Source organism: Roseburia intestinalis L1-82, assembly GCF_900537995.1.
Classification (GTDB): domain Bacteria; phylum Bacillota; class Clostridia; order Lachnospirales; family Lachnospiraceae; genus Roseburia; species Roseburia intestinalis.
On the sequence record NZ_LR027880.1, the window covers coordinates 92,824 to 111,533 of the forward strand.

At 41.8% G+C, this 18,710-nt stretch carries 18 protein-coding genes and 1 pseudogene; all 19 read left to right on the forward strand.

Going from position 1 to position 18,710, the window contains the following annotated elements; all coding sequences use genetic code 11:
- The first annotated feature begins 114 nt into the window (after positions 1-114).
- The 19 genes and pseudogenes from RIL182_RS00430 to RIL182_RS00530 all read left to right on the forward strand — a co-directional run bounded on the left by RIL182_RS00430 (position 115) and on the right by RIL182_RS00530 (position 18,709).
- Entirely contained in the window at positions 115-732 is a 618-nt protein-coding gene (locus RIL182_RS00430; protein ID WP_134522970.1) for an SGNH/GDSL hydrolase family protein, read from the forward strand.
- A 91-nt stretch (positions 733-823) separates the two neighbouring features.
- A complete protein-coding gene (locus RIL182_RS00435) occupies positions 824-1,168 on the forward strand; it encodes a DUF6054 family protein (RefSeq protein ID WP_006857116.1) in 345 nt (114 codons plus the stop codon).
- A 396-nt stretch (positions 1,169-1,564) separates the two neighbouring features.
- A complete protein-coding gene (locus RIL182_RS00440; protein WP_006857115.1) occupies positions 1,565-2,134 on the forward strand; it encodes a glycerol-3-phosphate responsive antiterminator in 570 nt (189 codons plus the stop codon).
- A 287-nt stretch (positions 2,135-2,421) separates the two neighbouring features.
- A complete protein-coding gene (locus tag RIL182_RS00445; RefSeq protein ID WP_006857114.1) occupies positions 2,422-5,466 on the forward strand; it encodes an SrtB-anchored collagen-binding adhesin in 3,045 nt (1,014 codons plus the stop codon).
- Positions 5,467-5,706: 240 nt separating this feature from the next.
- A complete protein-coding gene (locus RIL182_RS00455; RefSeq protein ID WP_006857113.1) occupies positions 5,707-6,033 on the forward strand; it encodes a YdcP family protein in 327 nt (108 codons plus the stop codon).
- Between the two features lie 15 nt (positions 6,034-6,048).
- On the forward strand, positions 6,049-6,432 hold the full coding sequence (locus tag RIL182_RS00460) for a YdcP family protein (protein ID WP_006857112.1): 384 nt from the start codon (positions 6,049-6,051) through the stop codon (positions 6,430-6,432).
- Positions 6,433-6,530: 98 nt separating this feature from the next.
- Positions 6,531-7,289: a helix-turn-helix domain-containing protein gene (locus tag RIL182_RS00465; protein WP_006857111.1), complete on the forward strand. Its 759-nt coding sequence runs from the start codon at positions 6,531-6,533 to the stop codon at positions 7,287-7,289.
- 63 nt (positions 7,290-7,352) lie between these two features.
- Positions 7,353-8,747 (forward strand): FtsK/SpoIIIE domain-containing protein, encoded by a 1,395-nt coding sequence (locus tag RIL182_RS00470; RefSeq protein ID WP_006857110.1) that lies wholly within the window; start codon positions 7,353-7,355, stop codon positions 8,745-8,747.
- 183 nt (positions 8,748-8,930) lie between these two features.
- A complete protein-coding gene (mobT, locus tag RIL182_RS00475) occupies positions 8,931-10,127 on the forward strand; it encodes a MobT family relaxase (protein WP_006857109.1) in 1,197 nt (398 codons plus the stop codon).
- A 33-nt stretch (positions 10,128-10,160) separates the two neighbouring features.
- A pseudogene (locus tag RIL182_RS00485) lies at positions 10,161-10,274 on the forward strand (DUF3789 domain-containing protein); the annotation flags it as partial.
- Positions 10,275-10,496 carry a hypothetical protein gene (locus RIL182_RS00490; RefSeq protein WP_003060793.1) on the forward strand — a complete coding sequence of 74 codons (222 nt, stop codon included), beginning with the start codon at positions 10,275-10,277 and terminating at the stop codon, positions 10,494-10,496. It begins immediately after the preceding pseudogene.
- A 143-nt stretch (positions 10,497-10,639) separates the two neighbouring features.
- Positions 10,640-11,236 (forward strand): VanZ family protein, encoded by a 597-nt coding sequence (locus RIL182_RS00495; RefSeq protein WP_006857107.1) that lies wholly within the window; start codon positions 10,640-10,642, stop codon positions 11,234-11,236.
- 86 nt (positions 11,237-11,322) lie between these two features.
- Positions 11,323-11,619, forward strand: coding sequence for a hypothetical protein (locus RIL182_RS00500; protein WP_006857180.1), 297 nt, complete (start codon positions 11,323-11,325; stop codon positions 11,617-11,619).
- Positions 11,538-12,041, forward strand: coding sequence for an antirestriction protein ArdA (locus RIL182_RS00505; protein WP_006857106.1), 504 nt, complete (start codon positions 11,538-11,540; stop codon positions 12,039-12,041). The genes RIL182_RS00500 and RIL182_RS00505 overlap by 82 nt, the downstream gene beginning before the upstream one ends.
- Positions 12,042-12,058: 17 nt before the next feature.
- On the forward strand, positions 12,059-12,562 hold the full coding sequence (locus RIL182_RS00510) for an antirestriction protein ArdA (RefSeq protein ID WP_006857105.1): 504 nt from the start codon (positions 12,059-12,061) through the stop codon (positions 12,560-12,562).
- Between the two features lie 118 nt (positions 12,563-12,680).
- Positions 12,681-13,079 (forward strand): conjugal transfer protein, encoded by a 399-nt coding sequence (locus RIL182_RS00515; RefSeq protein ID WP_003061368.1) that lies wholly within the window; start codon positions 12,681-12,683, stop codon positions 13,077-13,079.
- On the forward strand, positions 13,057-15,507 hold the full coding sequence (gene tcpF / locus RIL182_RS00520) for a conjugal transfer ATPase TcpF (protein WP_006857104.1): 2,451 nt from the start codon (positions 13,057-13,059) through the stop codon (positions 15,505-15,507). The genes RIL182_RS00515 and tcpF overlap by 23 nt, the downstream gene beginning before the upstream one ends.
- Positions 15,507-17,705, forward strand: a complete 2,199-nt coding sequence (locus RIL182_RS00525; RefSeq protein WP_006857103.1) for a CD3337/EF1877 family mobilome membrane protein — start codon at positions 15,507-15,509, stop codon at positions 17,703-17,705. Before tcpF ends, RIL182_RS00525 begins: the two co-directional genes overlap by 1 nt.
- Positions 17,702-18,709, forward strand: a complete 1,008-nt coding sequence (locus RIL182_RS00530; protein ID WP_006857102.1) for a C40 family peptidase — start codon at positions 17,702-17,704, stop codon at positions 18,707-18,709. Before RIL182_RS00525 ends, RIL182_RS00530 begins: the two co-directional genes overlap by 4 nt.
- Position 18,710: the final 1 nt, after the last annotated feature.

An 18,710-nucleotide genomic window follows, 5' to 3' on the forward strand; every position in this document is an offset into this window, starting at 1 on the left:
ATTGACAAAACATAGTATTCATATTAACATAATAGGAAATAAAAAGATAAAGATGAAACATATTTAATATAAAAACTGGATCCGCGGCAGAACGGCGGAGAAAAGGAGACTAGTGTGAAAGAAATATTATGCTTTGGAGATTCCAATACTTATGGATTGATACCGGGAACGAAAAACCGCTACGGCAGAGATACAAGATGGACAGGGCTGATCGAACAGCAGTTATATGGAAAAGGCTGCCGCATCATTGAGGAAGGACTGTGCGGCAGGACGACAGTTTTTGAGGATGAGCTGCGCGAGGGCAGAAAAGGTGCAGCGTTTTTGCCGACTCTTTTGGAGAGCCATGCGCCGGTGGACCGCGTTGTTTTAATGCTTGGAACGAATGACTGCAAGACATTTTACAATGCTTCTGCGGAGGTGATCGGTCTTGGCGTGGAGCGTCTGGTGGAGCAGATCCGCAAGGCAGATAAGAATATCAGGATCTTACTGATCTCTCCGATACAGCTTGGGGAAGGTGTCTGGGAGCAGGGGTATGATCCTGAGTTTAATGAAAAGTCCGTGGAGGTATCGAAGGGGTTGAAAGCAGTTTATCAGAAAGTGGCACAAAAATATGGCTGTGATTTCCTTGCAGCATCCGATGTGGCTGAGCCGAGTAAAGAGGACAGGGAACATCTGAATGAGGAAGGTCATAAAAAGCTGGCGGAGGCGGTGCTTGAAGTGCTGGCGGCGTAATTGACGTTACAAAATCAATGATGTAAAATTGTTATAAATCAGTTTTAAATAGTAGCTGCGCAGGAAAAACATTGTGGGGGAGGCGTGTCATATGGCTGTATTTGAGAAGGTAGTTCATGGTAATTTGAAGGATGTGATCCAAAATACAGATATGCTGTTGAAAGAAGGAAAGCATAAATTAGATTTCCGGGATGAATACAGCATGACGTCCAAGGGAATGGATGTTACGGTCAGAATCTATCAGAGATACAATGTGATACCGGGCAATTCTACCTGTATTACGTTGCTATTTCAGGATAATAAAGATGGAGACATTAAGATCGCCGGACTTTCAGCAGGAGACGAATATGGAATCTTTGGTATGGATTTAGGCATGGGAGCACGCACGGCGCAGGAATGTGAGGAAAAGTTAGAAAGTCTGGGCGGGGCATCCTGACACACGGGGGAAAATGACAGGGAAGAAGTCTGCTTTGGATGATTTTCAGGTGGAATGAAACGAAATATGATACATTGATAAAAATATAACAAAGATATATAAGAAAATGAAACAAAATTGTGTATTATATACAATAATATATAGAAAAAACTGTAAAACACAAACAAAAATGATAAATAACATCAAGAAAGTATTGCATTGCATTGTGCATTATGATATGATGCAGACAGTTCAATAAGAGAGCAATGACAGGAGAGCGAATAGAACGGCCGATGAAGCCGTTGGTATTGTCGCTCTTTTTTATGTTATATTAAAACTGCAATGCAAAAACGTCATGAGATGATCATCAGTTGTATACATATGAAATAGGAAAAAGGTATCTGGGAAGGGGAAAGCATGAATCAGAATTTTTATGAAGCAGTTGAGGATAATCCAATTATTGCAGCAGTAAAAAGTATGGAAGATGTGGAGGAATGCTGTAAACATGATGATATCAGAGTCATTTTTATTTTATTCGGGGATGTCTGTTCTATTGGCTCAATTGTAAAGACGATACGGGATGCAGGTAAGATCGCGATGGTGCATATGGATCTCATCAGTGGTTTAAGTCCAAAGGAGATTGCAGTTGAATTTATTAAGGAGCAGACTGAAGCGGATGGAATCATTTCCACGAAGCCATCACTGATCAAAAAAGCAAAAGAAATGTCTATGTATACAGTACTCCGTGTTTTCTTACTGGATTCAATGGCATTTGAAAATATCAGACAACAGCAGCACATGATAAAACCGGATTTTATCGAGGTACTTCCGGGAGTGATGCCTAAGATCATTGCACAGATTAGTCATTCGGTAAAAGTACCCATCATTGCAGGAGGGCTGATCACAGATAAAGAAGACGTGATGGGAGCATTGTCAGCGGGTGCGATGGCGGTATCATCCACAAACCATAAAGTCTGGAATATGTAAGGTAAAAACACAATAAAAATCTGATTATCCGCTAAAACACAGTATCTATCAGCATTTTCAAGGAAACAAACACATCAATTTACTACTTATTTACTACTAACGAATGAGCCTTGATACGCAAGTTTTCCTAGATATGCAAAGATATGGTACAGCACATCAGTATTGAAACAAGAAAAAATTGAATAACTTATAGACTATGGAACGCCTAAAATGACGTTCCTTTTCTATTTCCAGCCGTTCTTATTGGACGGCTATTTTATTACCAAAAATGAAAGGAGCATTAAACTATGAAAAAGACATGGAAACGATTGTGTACGGGCTTTTTAGCTCTTGCGACTGTCGTTACTGCTTTACCGACTACACCCGTTCATGCAGAAAGCAAGCAATACTGGACGGAAAGTGCAGAGCGTGTCGGTATCATTGAAAAAGTAATGAATGACGGTTCTATCGGTTCGACATTCAATGAGGGCTATATGAAAGTCGAGGGCGAAACTGCCTATTGTATTGACATCAATACAGATTTTAAGAATGGCTACAAGACCAGAGCTGACGCAAGCTCACGCATGAGTGCCGACCAGATTTCAAATGTGGCGTTATCCTTAGAGTATGTCAAACAGTATGGCGAAGCTCACAAGGAATTGAACTATAAACAAGTCTATCTGTTGGAACAATGTGTTGTCTGGCAGAGATTGAGCGTACATCTTGGCTGGCAATGTGATAACGTGCGAGCTTCTTATGATGAAATACCAAAGGCTACGCAGGACGAAGTTTTCTCTGGTGCAAGAGCCTTTGTCAAAGAAAATAAAGAACGCTATGAATGTGGCGGTTATATCTACTCTGGCGAGGGGCAGGAATTGGGACAATTCTGGGCGAAACTGAATGTCGGAAATACGAAACTGCAAAAGGTTTCCAGTAATACCAGCATTACAGACGGTAACGGGAATTACTCTATTGCAGGTGCGACCTATGGTGTCTTTTCTGATAAGGACTGCACGAAACAGCTTGCCACCCTTACGACTGATGAAAACGGAAATACAGATATTGTAGAGGTAAAAGCAGGCACAGTCTATATCAAGGAATTATCCGCACCAGCAGGATATAAAGTGGATAAAACTGTATATTCTTTAAAGGTTGAAGTTGGAAAGACAGCAACCTTGAAAGTATCAGATACACCGAAAGTAACGGACACTTTGATTGAGCTTTTCAAGATTGATATGGAAACACAGAAAGACAATCCGCAGGGGAACGCTTCTTTAGCAGGTGCGGAATTTACATGGAAGTATTATGCTGGCTTCTATAACAAAGACAATCTCCCTGCCGAAGCTACTCGTACATGGGTTACAAAGACAATCGCTGAAACAGACAGCAATGGGACAACTCATTACATCACAAAATTAGCGGACGCATACAAGGTATCTGGCGACAGCTTCTATATGCAGGACGGTAAAGCGGTTCTTCCACTTGGAACGCTAACTGTTGAGGAAACAAAAGCTCCAAACGGCTACTTGTTAGACGGTGCATATATGCAGGCTGGCGATAAGTCCGAACAGATTAAGGGCTTATATGTAACACAGATTACCGAGGACGGCGACCTTGCCGTATTAACTGGAAGTAACCAGTTTTCCGTATCTGACAAGGTTATCCGTGGCGGTGTAAAAATTCAGAAACGAGATTTAGAAACGGGCGATACAAAGCCACAAGGAAGTGCCATTTTGAAAGATACTGCTTTTGACATCATTTCCTTAAATGATAATTCTGTTTTGGTTGAGGGCAAGCTATACAAGAAAAATGAAGTCGTAAAAACTATTCGTACAGATATTGAGGGTATCGCTTCTACTTCTTCTGACCTCTTACCTTATGGAAAATTCCGTATCGTTGAAGGTGAAGCTCCCAACGGTTACTTAACTGACGGTGCAAAACCGATTGATTTTGCAATCACAGAAAATGGAAAAATCGTGGACTTAACCGACGAAGCCCATTCTATCTATAATCAGATTAAGCGTGGAGATATTGAGGGTGTAAAAATCGGTGCAGGTACACACAAGCGTCTTGCTGATGTTCCGTTTAGGATCACAAGCAAGACGACTGGGGAAAGTCATGTTGTAGTAACTGATGATAACGGGCAATTCTCCACTTCTGCTGACTGGGCTTCTCATAAGCACAATACTAACGCAGGCAAGACCAGCGAGGACGGTGTGTGGTTTGGAACTTCTGAACCAGACGACAGCAAGGGTGCGTTGCCTTATGATACCTACATCATTGAAGAAATGCGTTGCGACAGTAACAAAGGTTTTGAACTTATCCCACCTTTTGAAATCGTGGTATCAAGAAATAATCTTGTGATTGATTTAGGAACGCTGACTGATGAATACGAAAAAGAAATCTCTATCCATACCACAGCGACCAGCAAGGACGGCGAAAAGACTATCCTTGCAGGAAAAGAGGTTACAATCGTTGATACTGTCAAATTAGACGGACTTACAAAAGGCACAAAATATCAGCTCAAAGGCTGGCAGATGTTAAAGGAAGAAAACGCCGAACTTATCATTAACGGGAAACGTGTAGAAAACGATTATACCTTTGTCGCTGATGATGAAGAAATGAAAGTGGAAATTTCCTATACATTCAATGCGTCTGCTTTAGGTGGCAAGAACCTTGTTACCTTTGAAGAATTGTATGATTTAAGCAATCCAGACGAACCCGTGAAAGTTGCAGAACACAAGGACATTGCGGACGACGGGCAGACGGTACTTATCACAGAGCGTATCATCAAAATTCATACGACTGCTACCGACAAGGACGGCAACAAAGAGCTTGAAGCTGGAAAAGAGGTAACAATCATTGATACCGTAACCTTAGAGGGCTTAGAAGTCGGTACACAGTACAAACTTGTGGGTTGGCAGATGTTGAAAGAAGAAAATGCAGAGCTTCTTATCAATGGAAAGCGTGTGGAAAGTGATTATACGTTTACCGCTGACAGCGAAACTACGAAAGTGGAAGTTGCCTTTACCTTTGACGCTACTTCTCTTGACGGCAAACAGCTTGTAACTTTTGAAGAATTGTACGATTTGAGCAATCCAGACGAACCGAAGAAAGTTACCGAGCATAAGGATATTGAGGACAAGGGACAGACGATTACCTTTAAGGAAAAACCCGAAGTCCCAGAAGAACCCGAAACACCACCGACACCAGAAAAGCCTAACAGACCTAGCGACAGTCCCAAAACGGGCGACAGTACAAATGTAATGGCTTTTATCGTGATGTTGCTTGCGTCTGCTGGTGGATTGGCTGGAACATATCTTTACAAACGCCGTAAAATGAAGAAATCATAAGGCGTAACGGTATGATGAAAGAAAAATCACGCTCTCCGCCGAAGCTGTCAAACGGCAGACTTCCGCTTATTCTGGCTTGTCTGCCAACAACCTGCAAGAACACGGATAGTCAAGGGTGCGAAGCATTGATTTTACCCTTTACTATCTGGGGGATTGCTGGTACTTCCCGAACCGCCAGAATAAGAAATCACAATCAATTAAATTATCAAATAAATATAGAAAGAAACGAGGTAAAACACTATGGAAATGAAATATGTCGTGCCAGATATGGCACAGTCTTTTGGAACTCTTGAATTTGCAGGCGAAAGCGACCATGTTTTTGACAGAGATAAAGATAACCGCAGATTTTTCGCAAGAAGAAGCTATAACCTTTATTCTGACATACAGAAAGGCGAAAATGTTGTGGTGGAAATTCCCGTGCAGGCTGGCGAAAAGCATTTCAAGTATGAACAGAAAGTAAAACTTGTCAATCCAAAGTTATATGGCAGAGGTTACGCAATCGGGGATATGGGACATACCGATTATGTGTTGCTTGCTGATGATATTGTAGCAGTTGAAGAAAAGTAAAGGAGTGAAAAATTTATGAGATTATCAAACGGATTTGTTATTGACAAAGAGAAAACATTTGGAGAATTAAAGTTTACAGCGGTGCGTGATGTGTTCTTGCAGAATGAGGACGGGACACCGAGTACCCAGCTTAAAAAGCGTATCTATGATTTGAAGTGCAGTCTGCATGGTGGAATTATCCCCGTGTCTGTACCGCCCGAAGTACCGTTAAGGGAATTTCCGTACAATGCAGTCGTGGAGCTTGTCAATCCCGTAGCCGATACGGTATCAAGAAAGACGTTTGGTGGTGCAGATGTTGACTGGTATGTAAAGGCAGAGGATATTGTATTGAAGAATAAGGGAAATCAGAACGCAGGCAATCCACAGAACCATACACCGCAGGGACAGCCGAAAAAATAAAAATTCTCCTCATAGGTTAGAAAAATAGCGGTACTCTCCCGTTAGTAGATTGCCTACCTTATCGTAAATGGTTAAAATAACGATAGGAGGTGGCACAAATGTATCAAATCAACAATGAAAAATTCGGACACTTTTTAGCCGAAGTGCGAAAAGAAAAACAAATGACACAAAAGGACTTAGCAGATAAGTTGTTTGTGTCGGATAAAACAGTTAGTAAATGGGAACGTGGAAACAGTATGCCAAATGTTACATTACTTATCCCTATTGCTGATGTACTTGGTATTACAGTAACAGAACTTTTACAAGGAGAAAAATTAAAAGAGAACAAGACATTAAATAGTGATGTGGTAGAAACTCTTGTTGTAAACTCGTTAGACTTGTCGTTGCGTGATACAATTCGTCAACGAAAAAAGAACTGGATATTTGCATTTCTTATCTCAATCGGTGTGGTAGTTATAGAAGCAATATTATTAACTGTTTCTGGAATTTCCATAGAACAAATGGGAGATAGTTTGTATATATCTTTGTTAATGCTTTTGTTTGCAAGCTGGCTTTGCATTTTTGCAAAAGAATTATTACCGACATATTATGATACAAATAAAGTTAATTTTGTATCACAAGGAATTTTCAGAATACACATGGCAGGGCTATCTTTTAATAATGCAAACTGGGGATATGTATTAACAGTATTTAGAGTATTTACATTAGGAACTGCTATTCTATATCCTATTATTTGCTATATCAGTTTTTTAGTTGGTGGCATTTCATTATGGAATACTGTAAAATATCCAGCTATAATTATTTTGCTGATAGGAATGTTAGTAACAACCTATATCGTTGGAAAAAAATACGAATAATGATATAAGCAGTTAGTCTTAGGATTGATTGCTTTTTTGTACCCAGAAAGGAGTGATTGACTTATGCATAAGATTTGGAATAAAGGACACCGTATCAGAGCCAGCGACAAGCACCTTGTCTACCACTTTTCCATAGGGACGCTTCTGTTTGTATTTGTGGCGGTTCTTCTGCTACTGAATATAAAACAGCTCATGCGTACCGATTGGGAGCATTTCATCTTATTAGAAAACGGCTTGACGCTTTCCCCTTACAACTTCATAACCATACTGATAGCGACTGGTGTTTGTGCATTGGTCGCTTTTCTGTATTACCGCTTCGGTTACGACAGCTTCAAGAAGCTCCTGCACCGTCAAAAGCTGGCACGAATGATACTGGAAAATAAGTGGTATGAAGCCGATACCGTACAAGACAGCGGTTTTTTTACTGACCTGCAAAGCAGATCAAGGGAAAAAATCGTCTGGTTTCCGAAGATTTATTATCAAATGGAAAAGGGACTGCTTCATATCCGCTGTGAAATCACGCTGGGAAAATATCAAGACCAGCTTTTACGGTTAGAGGATAAATTGGAAAGTGGCTTGTATTGTGAGCTGACCGACAAGACCCTGCATGACGGCTATATCGAATATACCCTGCTTTATGATATGATAGCGAACCGCATTACTATTGATGAAGTACGGGCAGAAAACGGCTGTCTTAGACTGATGAAAAATCTTGTCTGGGAATATGACGCACTCCCTCACGCTCTGATTGCTGGTGGGACGGGTGGCGGTAAAACCTATTTTCTGCTGACGCTCATTGAAGCCTTACTGCATACCAACGCTGTCCTTTACATCTTAGACCCGAAGAACGCTGACCTTGCAGACTTAGGGACAGTTATGGGAAATGTGTATCACACCAAAGAAGAAATGATTGATTGCGTCAATGCCTTTTATGAGGGTATGGTACAGCGAAGTGAGGAAATGAAGCGACACCAGAACTATAAGACGGGCGAAAACTACGCCTATCTGGGACTTCCACCCTGCTTTCTTATCTTTGATGAATATGTGGCATTTTTTGAAATGCTGGGGACAAAAGAAAGCGTGAGCCTACTTAGCCAGTTAAAGAAAATCGTTATGTTAGGGCGACAAGCAGGTTATTTTCTTATCGTTGCCTGCCAGCGTCCAGACGCAAAGTATTTCTCGGACGGTATCAGAGATAACTTCAATTTCCGTGTGGGACTTGGGCGTATCAGCGAATTAGGTTACGGTATGCTGTTCGGTTCAGATGTAAAAAAACAGTTTTTCCAGAAGCGTATCAAGGGGCGTGGCTATTGTGATGTAGGAACAAGTGTTATAAGTGAATTTTACACGCCTTTAGTTCCGAAAGGACATGACTTTTTGCAGACTATCGGCTCTCTTGCACAAGCAAGGCAGGACGGGACGGCGACGTGCGAAGCGAAAGGCGACGGCACGGACTAGCCGTTGCTGGTGTGGCGTAAGCCACGCCAGCAGGTAAAACCCCTCGGTATCTAACAGAGGGGTACGTTTGCAAATAGACAATAGACAAAAAACATAGGAAACATAAGGCTTCTGGCATGATTTCCTAGCAAAAATCGGTTGTGAAGTCGCCTAAAAAAACTTCACACTTGACAGATTGGGGGTATGGTTCTGAATGAAGAACAATGGATAAAAGAATTACGGGAGAAACGGGTTGCTTACGGTATCTCGCAAGGCAGGCTGGCGGTGGCTTCTGGTATCACAAGGGAATATCTCAACAAGATAGAAAGCGGAAAAATGAAGCCGTCAAAGGAACTTCTGGAAACTTTGCATAAAGAACTGGCAAGGTTCAATCCAGAAGCACCGCTTACTATGCTGTTTGATTATGTGAAAATCCGTTTTCCCACGCTGGATATACAGCACATCATCAAAGATATATTAAAACTGAATATCAATTATATGCTCCATGAAGATTACGGACATTACAGTTATACGGAGCATTATTCTTTAGGGGACATCTTTATCTATACGTCGGCTGACGAAGAAAAAGGTGTCCTTTTAGAGTTAAAGGGGCGTGGTTGCCGACAGTTTGAAAGTTACCTGCTGGCACAGCAACGAAGCTGGTATGACTTCCTCATGGACGCACTCATAGACGGTGGCGTGATGAAGCGTATCGACCTTGCTATCAACGACCATACGGGCATTTTGGATATTCCAGAGCTTGCGGAAAAATGCAGGAAACGGGAATATATCGGAAAGTCCAGAAGTTATAAGTTTTACCAGTCGGGCGAGCTTATCAAGCACAGAGAGGACGACAGAGAATATATGGGACGTACCCTTTATCTTGGGTCGCTGAAATCAGATGTGTATTTTTGTATCTATGAAAAGGACTATGAGCAGTATGTCAAGTTAGGGACACCTCTGGAAGAAGCCGACATTATCAACCGTTTTGAGATACGGCTTAGAAATGAACGTGCCTATTATGCAGTACGAGATTTGCTGACGTATTATGACGCAGAGCAGACTGCCTTTTCTATCATCAACCAGTATGTGAGGTTTGTTGATGAAGAACCAGACAAGCGAAAAAATGACTGGAAACTCAATGACCGCTGGGCTTGGTTTATCGGCGATAACAGACAGAGCTTGAAGCTGACGACAAAGCCAGAGCCTTACACCTTAGACCGTACATTGCGGTGGGTACAACGGCAGGTAGCACCGACCTTGAAAATGCTGAAAAAGATTGATAAAGGAAACGGTACAGACTACATGGAAACAATCGAACAGCAGGCAAAGCTCACAGAAAAGCATGAAATGATAATCAAACAGCAGACGACCCCTGCAAAAGATTTGGTGGAAAGTTAGGAGTGATAAAAAATGTGGGTATTATTAAAAGACTTCCTGCTGGTATCTATGGAAATGGGTATCGGCGTAGTCTTGATGTGTATTTTGAATGTCGGCAAAGAAGCTGACTATGAAATGAAACAATTAAAAGAAAGCGAGGACAATTAAATGAATTTCGGACAAAATTTGTATCAATGGTTTTTATCAAATGCACAGAGCTTGGTGCTTATGTCGATCGTGGTTATCGGTATCTACTTAGGTTTCAAGCGTGAGTTTTCCAAACTTATCGGCTTCTTGGTAGTTGCCTTAATTGCTGTCGGCTTGGTATTCAATGCTGGCGGTGTGAAAGATGTACTGTTAGAGCTGTTCAATAAGATTATCGGTGCATAAAATATTGAAATTATCTTTAATTGCAGAGCAAAAAATGATATGATAACATAAAATCTTTCATAAAAACAAAATACATTCTTTCGTGCTTTTTAAGATTTTTACTGTATCATTTTATTTAAAATTACTGTGAAAGGACGATTACTATGTTATCTACAATTTATGCTTTGCTATGTATTATAGTTCCTTGTTCCTTATACCAGCTTATCATTTGCAAGCGTCAAAACAAAAAACAAGAAAACAAAGCAATTCATTTTGTATGGGTATATATTTTTCTGTTATATATCTACTTGACGTTCTCTGTTGCAGGTATAGGTAGTATTTGGGATATTGGACATTATGATACGATTATAAGATTAGAGGAAATCAATTTATTACCGTTTCAGTCTGAGGGGATAATGACTTATGTTTTAAATATTATAATGTTTTTACCTCTGGGCTTTTTAATTCCTTTAATTTGGAAACGATACAGAAATCCTCTGAAAATTTTTATGATAGGCTTCGGTTTTTCATTATCCATTGAACTTTGCCAGTTATTCAATCGGAGAAATACAGATATTGATGATTTAATGATGAATACGCTAGGGGCAGTTATTGGATATTTTATTTGGAAATTGACAAAAAGGTTATTTAAAAATATTAACCATAAATCTATTTCTCTTTCTAAACTAGAACCTATTGTATATTTAACTCTTGCAGTTTTAGGAGAATTTTTATTATTCAACTGGAGAATTTTTCTCTAGTGCTAACAAAAATATTTACACAAAAAGCAGTTAGTCTTAGGATTGACTGCTTTTTTCGTACCTAAATTTCAGATTGGAGTGATGAAATGAACGATGTTTTTAAGGATATGCAGGTAAAAGTCGGTTGCGATTATCTTTCTGACCTGCCCTCTTACAAGCGTAAGGTGTGGCAGGAAATGAAACGACTGAACCCTGCCAATTATGAAGAAAGACAGTTAGAAGATTTTTCAAAGTATGTGTTTGGTATGTCGTACCAGACCTTAAAAGATGTGATGAAACAACAGAAAGGACGTGAGGAACAATGCAGGAAACAAGGGTGCTGGTGGAAACGAGAGGAACAACTGGCGAAGAAACAATATCATACTGGTTTGAACTGCCGATAGATGTTGCCGAGTTTGAAGAAAAGTTAGGTGTCGGTGCAGAAAGTGGGGATTACCGTATTATCGAAAAGGTGTTGCCTTATGCTGATGAAGTCCACGAACATACAAGCGTGTACCAGCTCAACGAATTAGATTTTATGTACCGCCAGCTTTCAAGTGATATGCAGGAAGAATATGTATCACTACTTACGGTGTTTGAAAATTTAGAAGCACTTTATATTTGCAGGAATGTGATTACGGTTTATCCCAACTGCAAAAGCATGATAGATGTTGCAAAGCAAAAGCTGATGAACGACCCGACGTTCAAACATTTATCCGAGGACTGTCAAGCCTACTATTTTGACTTTGAAGCCTATGCTTCTCACTTGCAGGAACACGGGAAATTTTTAGTAACGGAACACGGTATCTTTGAACTGCCAGAGTAGGAAATGAGGTGGTGCTTATGATTGATGATATGGCGGTTTACATTGCTAATCTTGGCAAATACAATGAGGGCTATTTAGTCGGTGCTTGGTTCACATTTCCTATTGACGAGGAAGATGTAAAAGAAAAAATCGGCTTGAATGAACAGTATGAGGAATACGCTATCCATGATACCGACAACTTCCCCATTGCGATTGGCGAGTATGTTTCCATTGAAGAACTCAATGAGATGTATGAAATGATAGAGGAACTTCCCGACTATATTGTAGAGTGTCTGGACGAATTTATCAGTCACTATGGGACGCTGGAAGAAGTTGTGGAACACAAGGACGATATTTATTATTATCCCGACTGTGAAACCATGACAGATATTGCCTACTACTACATAGACGAATTGCAGGCACTAGGGGATATTCCACCCAGCTTACAGAACTACATTGACTATGAAGCCTACGGGCGAGATTTGGATATGGGCGGTTGCTTTATTGAAACAAGCCGAGGTATGTGCGAGATACCATACTAACGCTGGAAGATCAGCGACAAGCATTGTTGCTACTGACAGCGTATTTCTCTTTTAAGGGACAGTCTGAAAATGGCTGTCCTTTTCTCTTTGAAGAACTTACGAAAGGAGCTGAAAGAACTTGAAAAAGATTAAATCTTATACGGGTATCTGGAACGTGGAAAAAGTCTTGTATGCAATCAATGATTTTAACTTACCCTTTCCCGTTACTTTTACACAGATTACATGGTTTGTGATTACGGAATTTATCATCATTCTGTTTGGGGATATTCCTCCACTTTCCATGATTGAGGGAGCATTTCTCAAATACTTCGGTATTCCTGTTGCTCTCACTTGGTTTATGTCGCAGAAAACCTTTGACGGAAAGAAGCCGTACAGCTTTTTGAAATCACAGATAACCTATGCCCTGCGACCAAAAATCACTTATGCAGGAAAAGCCGTAAAACTGCATAAGCAGATACTCAATGAAACAATCACGGCAGTAAGGAGTGTGAACTATGTTCCCGATAAAATATATTGACAACAACCTTGTCTGGAACAAGGACAATGAGGTGTTCGCTTACTATGAGCTGATACCGTACAATTATTCTTTTCTATCCGCAGAGCAGAAATTTATCGTGCATGATAGCTTTCGCCAGCTTATCGCACAGTCCCGTGAGGGTAAAATTCATGCGTTGCAGGTTGCCACGGAAAGCTCTATTAGAAGTATGCAGGAGCAGTCAAAGAAGTTAGTTACGGGGAAGTTAAAGGAAGTTGCTTATCAGAAAATAGACGAACAGACCGAAGCGTTAGTATCAATGATTGGGGATAATCAAGTGGACTACCGCTTTTTTCTTGGCTTTAAGCTCATGGTTACAGAAGAACAGCTCAATCTGAAGAACATCAAAAAATCAGCGTGGCTGACATTCAAAGAGTTTCTCCATGAAGTGAACCACACGCTGATGAATGACTTTGTTTCCATGCCGAATGATGAAATCAACCGTTACATGAAAATGGAAAAGTTACTGGAAAATAAAATCTCCCGTCGCTTCAAGGTGCGTCGCTTGGAAATCAATGATTTTGGGTATCTCATGGAACATCTTTACGGCAGGGACGGTATCGCTTATGAAGATTATGACTATCAGCTACCAAAGAAGAAATTGAAGAAAGAAACGCTGATAAAATACTACGACCTTATCCGTCCGACAAGATGTGTGATTGAAGAAAGCCAGCGGTATTTACGCTTGGAACATGAGGACAAGGAAAGCTATGTGTCTTATTTTACCGTCAATGCGATTGTCGGGGAGCTTGACTTTCCCTCGTCTGAAATCTTCTATTTCCAGCAACAGCAATTTACTTTCCCCGTTGATACGTCCATGAATGTAGAAATCGTGGAAAATCGAAAAGCATTAACAACCGTCCGCAACAAGAAAAAGGAATTGAAAGACCTTGACAATCATGCTTATCAAGCAGGAAGTGAAACAAGCTCAAATGTGGTGGACGCATTAGACAGCGTGGACGAGCTGGAAACAGACTTAGACCAGAGCAAAGAAAGTATGTATAAGTTAAGCTACGTGATACGGGTGTCTGCACCCGATCTTGACGAGCTGAAACGCCGTTGTGATGAAGTCAAGGACTTTTACGACGACCTCAATGTAAAGCTGGTGCGTCCTGCTGGGGATATGCTGGGGCTTCATTCTGAATTTCTTCCTGCCAGCAAGCGATATATCAATGACTATGTGCAGTATGTAAAATCAGATTTTTTAGCTGGACTTGGCTTTGGAGCAACCCAGCAGTTAGGGGAAACTACGGGTATCTATATGGGCTATTCCGTTGATACGGGAAGAAATGTGTACCTGCAACCGTCTTTAGCTTCGCAGGGCGTAAAAGGCACAGTTACCAACGCCCTTGCTTCTGCTTTTGTCGGTTCTCTTGGCGGTGGGAAGTCGTTCTGCAATAATCTTCTGGTATATTATGCGGTGCTGTTTGGCGGTCAAGCACTTCTGTTAGACCCTAAAAGTGAGCGTGGCAACTGGAAAGAAACGCTCCCAGAAATCGCCCATGAAATCAATATCGTAAACCTAACCAGCGATAAGGACAATGCAGGACTTCTTGACCCGTTTGTGATTATGAAGAATGTAAAAGACGCTGAAAGTCTGGCAATCGACATCTTAACATTTCTTACGGGTATTTCCTCTAGGGACGGCGAAAAATTCCCCGTACTTCGTAAAGCGGTACGCTCCGTTACCCAGAGCGACAGTCGGGGCTTGCTCCATGTGATAGACGAGCTACGCCGTGAAGATACGCCCATATCAAGAAATATCGCAGACCATATCGACAGCTTCACGGACTACGACTTTGCACATCTGCTGTTTTCAGACGGTACGGTGGAAAATGCAATCAGCCTTGATAACCAGCTCAATATCATTCAAGTAGCCGACCTTGTACTGCCAGATAAGGACACAACCTTTGAGGAATACACGACTATTGAATTATTGTCGGTGTCTATGCTGATTGTGATTAGTACCTTTGCCCTTGATTTTATCCATTCGGACAGAAGTATTTTTAAGATTGTCGATTTGGACGAAGCGTGGGCGTTCTTAAATGTGGCACAAGGAGAAACGCTCTCTAACAAGCTGGTTCGTGCTGGACGAGCTATGCAGGCAGGCGTTTATTTCGTTACACAATCTTCTGGGGACGTGGCAAAGGAAAGTCTGAAAAACAATATCGGCTTAAAATTCGCTTTCCGTTCTACTGACATCAACGAGATAAAACAGACCTTAGAATTTTTCGGTATCGACAAGGACGATGAAAACAACCAGAAACGGCTTCGTGATTTGGAGAACGGACAATGCTTATTGCAGGACTTATACGGGCGTGTCGGTGTGGTACAGATACACCCAGTTTTTGAAGAACTGCTACACGCCTTTGATACCAGACCGCCCGTACAGAGAAATGAGGTGGAGTGATGAAAGAAAGGATAAAAGGTGCGTTCACAAAAAGGAGGATACTTCACTTTCTCAAAACGGCTCTGTTCGTGGTGGCACTCTCCCTTATCCTGCTTTCACTTTTGGGGACGGTGGCTCATGCAACGGGACTTGTAGACGATACTATCAATGCAGAAAATCTTTACTCAAAATATCCGCTATCTAACTACCAGCTTGATTTTTATGTGGATAATAGCTGGTCGTGGTTGCCGTGGAACTGGCTGGACGGCATTGGAAAATCGGTACAGTACGGGCTTTACTGCATTACCAACTTTGTCTGGACGATAAGCCTTTATTTAAGCAATGCCACGGGCTATGTGGTGCAGGAAGCCTATAAACTTGATTTTATTAACGATATGGCAGACAGTATCGGAAAGAGCATACAGACCCTTGCAGGTGTAACCGAGAACGGCTTTTCTTCTACGGGCTTCTATGTTGGTTTCCTGCTTCTCATTATCTTAGTGGTGGGAATGTATGTTGCTTATACGGGACTGATTAAACGGGAAACCAGCAAGGCACTTCACGCTGTTATCAACTTTGTGGTGGTGTTCGTGCTGTCCGCTTCGTTTATTGCCTACGCTCCCGACTACATCAAGAAGATAAATGAATTTTCATCAGACATCAGTACCGCTTCTTTGGACTTGGGAACAAAAATCATGCTCCCCAACTCCGACAGCGAGGGCAAGGACAGCGTGGACTTGATACGGGACAGCCTATTTTCTATTCAAGTGGAACAGCCGTGGCTACTTCTGCAATTCGGTAACAGCAACATAGAAGAAATCGGGACAGACCGTGTGGAAGCTCTGGTATCAGTAAGTCCAGAGGACGAGGACGGAAAGACCAGAGAGGAAGTCGTGAAAATAGAAATCGAGGATAACGACAATAATAATCTGACGATACCGCAGGTGGTAAACCGTTTAGGTATGGTGTTCTTCCTCTTGTTCTTCAACTTGGGGATAACGATATTTGTATTCTTGCTTACGGGCATGATGTTGTTTAGCCAGATACTTTTTATTATTTTTGCAATGTTTTTACCTATCAGCTTTCTACTTTCCATGATACCCAGCTATGAAAGCATGGCAAAGCAGGCAATCGTAAGGGTGTTTAATACCATAATGACACGGGCAGGAATAACGCTCATTGTAACAGTGGCGTTCAGTATTTCCAGTATGTTTTATAACATTTCCACAGATTACCCGTTTTTCATGGTGGCGTTCTTGCAGATAGTATGTTTCGCAGGTATCTATATGAAGCTGGGCGACTTAATGAGTATGTTCTCTTTGAACGCTAACGACAGTCAAAGCATGGGACGAAGAATTTTCCGCAGACCGTATCTATACTTGGCACATAGGGCTAGGCGTATGGAAAGACGGCTTGCTGGTGCGGTTACTGCTGGTGGTGTTGCTGGTGCGGTGGCTGGTAGTTCTGTTGCTGGCAAAAGAGCTGAAAGAAAAAATACAGCTTCTAAAGAAAATCGGGGCAATACCACTTCCAGCATGGGACAGCGTGCAGGCTCAAAGGTGGGTGCTGTCTTAGATACGAAAAATAAAGTGAAAGACAAGGCAAATGCTGTCAAAGAAAACATCAAGGATATGCCGACACAGACCGCTTATGCGGTGTATTCCGCAAAGGAAAAGGCAAAGTCCAGCGTGTCCGACTTCAAGCGTGGCATGGTGCAGGAACAGCAGTCCAGACAGACGGGACGATTGGAAAAGCAGGAACAGCATAGGCAGAATATCGCTGACAAGCGTATGGAGCTTCAAAAGGCACAAGAAGCAAGGCAGGCACAGCGAAAGGCTGACGGATCAGCGACAACGGGAGCTACCCGTCCCCATGAGCGACCAGCCACAGCTTCAAGCGTTTCAAAGACGGGTGCTGAAAAAATGCAGGAAGTCAAACGTCCTGCCACAGCGACCACTTCAAAGATAAGTGAGCCAGTCAAAGCAAATGTTATCAAAGAGCGTCCGCTATCTTCTGGTGCTTCTGATAGAAAAGCGACCCAACCTGCACAGCCAGTACATAGGCAGAATGTAGAAAAAGTGGTATCGCAGGAAACACGCCAGAATGACACGAAAGACCGCAGGACAAAGGTTCAGCAGACGCAAACCGTCCAAAAGAACCAGCAGACCAAAGAGAAAAACCGAAGCCTTGTAACAAAGAAAGGACAGAAGAAAAAATGAAACTGAAACATATCGCTCTCATTGGCAGTCTGTTTCCTATCCTATTTTCTCTGGTGCTTTTCTTTGGGGTGTTGATTAGTGCGGACAGCGACGACGAGAACAGCAACTTTTCTTCTGGCATTACGGGTATGAATTTATCCGCAGAAGTTTTGAAACATCAGCCTATGGTGGAAAAGTACGCCAGAGAAAACGGTATCTCCGAGTATGTCAATGTGCTATTGGCTATCATTCAAGTAGAAAGTGGTGGTACAGCAGAAGATGTTATGCAGAGTTCAGAAAGTCTTGGCTTACCGCCCAATTCTTTAGATACGGAAAGCTCAATCAAGCAGGGGTGTAAATATTTTGCGTCCCTGCTTTCTTCCTGCCAAAATCAAGGTATCGACGATTTGAATGTAGCGATACAGTCTTATAACTATGGCGGTGGTTATGTGGGATATGTGGCAGGAAAAGGAAAGAAACACACTTTTAATCTTGCGGAAAATTTTGCCCGTGAGAAATCGGGTGGAAAGAAAGTAACCTATACCAACCCGATAGCTGTTGCGAAGAACGGGGGCTGGCGGTATGGCTATGGAAATATGTTCTATGTTGAATTAGTCAATCAGTATTTAACTGTTTCGCAGGTATCGGGAGAGCTGGCACAAAAGGTAATGAATGAAGCGTTGAAATATCAAGGCTGGAAGTATGTATATGGCGGTAGCAATCCCAACACTTCTTTTGACTGTTCGGGATTGACGCAATGGTGTTATGGAAAAGCTGGTATCTCCTTACCGAGAACGGCACAAGCACAGTATGACGCAACCCAACATCTTCCACTCTCGCAGGCAAAGGCTGGGGACTTGGTATTTTTCCATTCCACCTATAATGCTGGTTCGTATGTAACCCACGTTGGTATTCTCGTTTCGCCGACACAGATGTACCATGCAGGCAACCCGATAGGATATGCAGACCTAAGTAGTAGTTACTGGCAACAGCACTTAATCGGTGCAGGACGAGTAAAACAATAGA

What these genes read in the sequence shown, in the direction of transcription:
- RIL182_RS00510 (WP_006857105.1), top strand. Translation starts at nt 12,059, where the DNA reads ATGATTGATGATATGGCGGTTTACATTGCTAATCTTGGCAAATACAAT.
- RIL182_RS00530 (WP_006857102.1), top strand. Translation starts at nt 17,702, where the DNA reads ATGAAACTGAAACATATCGCTCTCATTGGCAGTCTGTTTCCTATCCTA.
- RIL182_RS00435 (WP_006857116.1), top strand. Translation starts at nt 824, where the DNA reads ATGGCTGTATTTGAGAAGGTAGTTCATGGTAATTTGAAGGATGTGATC.
- mobT (WP_006857109.1), top strand. Translation starts at nt 8,931, where the DNA reads ATGGTTCTGAATGAAGAACAATGGATAAAAGAATTACGGGAGAAACGG.
- RIL182_RS00490 (WP_003060793.1), top strand. Translation starts at nt 10,275, where the DNA reads ATGAATTTCGGACAAAATTTGTATCAATGGTTTTTATCAAATGCACAG.
- RIL182_RS00495 (WP_006857107.1), top strand. Translation starts at nt 10,640, where the DNA reads ATGTTATCTACAATTTATGCTTTGCTATGTATTATAGTTCCTTGTTCC.
- RIL182_RS00525 (WP_006857103.1), top strand. Translation starts at nt 15,507, where the DNA reads ATGAAAGAAAGGATAAAAGGTGCGTTCACAAAAAGGAGGATACTTCAC.
- RIL182_RS00465 (WP_006857111.1), top strand. Translation starts at nt 6,531, where the DNA reads ATGTATCAAATCAACAATGAAAAATTCGGACACTTTTTAGCCGAAGTG.
- tcpF (WP_006857104.1), top strand. Translation starts at nt 13,057, where the DNA reads ATGTTCCCGATAAAATATATTGACAACAACCTTGTCTGGAACAAGGAC.
- RIL182_RS00445 (WP_006857114.1), top strand. Translation starts at nt 2,422, where the DNA reads ATGAAAAAGACATGGAAACGATTGTGTACGGGCTTTTTAGCTCTTGCG.
- RIL182_RS00505 (WP_006857106.1), top strand. Translation starts at nt 11,538, where the DNA reads ATGCAGGAAACAAGGGTGCTGGTGGAAACGAGAGGAACAACTGGCGAA.
- RIL182_RS00440 (WP_006857115.1), top strand. Translation starts at nt 1,565, where the DNA reads ATGAATCAGAATTTTTATGAAGCAGTTGAGGATAATCCAATTATTGCA.
- RIL182_RS00500 (WP_006857180.1), top strand. Translation starts at nt 11,323, where the DNA reads ATGAACGATGTTTTTAAGGATATGCAGGTAAAAGTCGGTTGCGATTAT.
- RIL182_RS00455 (WP_006857113.1), top strand. Translation starts at nt 5,707, where the DNA reads ATGGAAATGAAATATGTCGTGCCAGATATGGCACAGTCTTTTGGAACT.
- RIL182_RS00460 (WP_006857112.1), top strand. Translation starts at nt 6,049, where the DNA reads ATGAGATTATCAAACGGATTTGTTATTGACAAAGAGAAAACATTTGGA.
- RIL182_RS00470 (WP_006857110.1), top strand. Translation starts at nt 7,353, where the DNA reads ATGCATAAGATTTGGAATAAAGGACACCGTATCAGAGCCAGCGACAAG.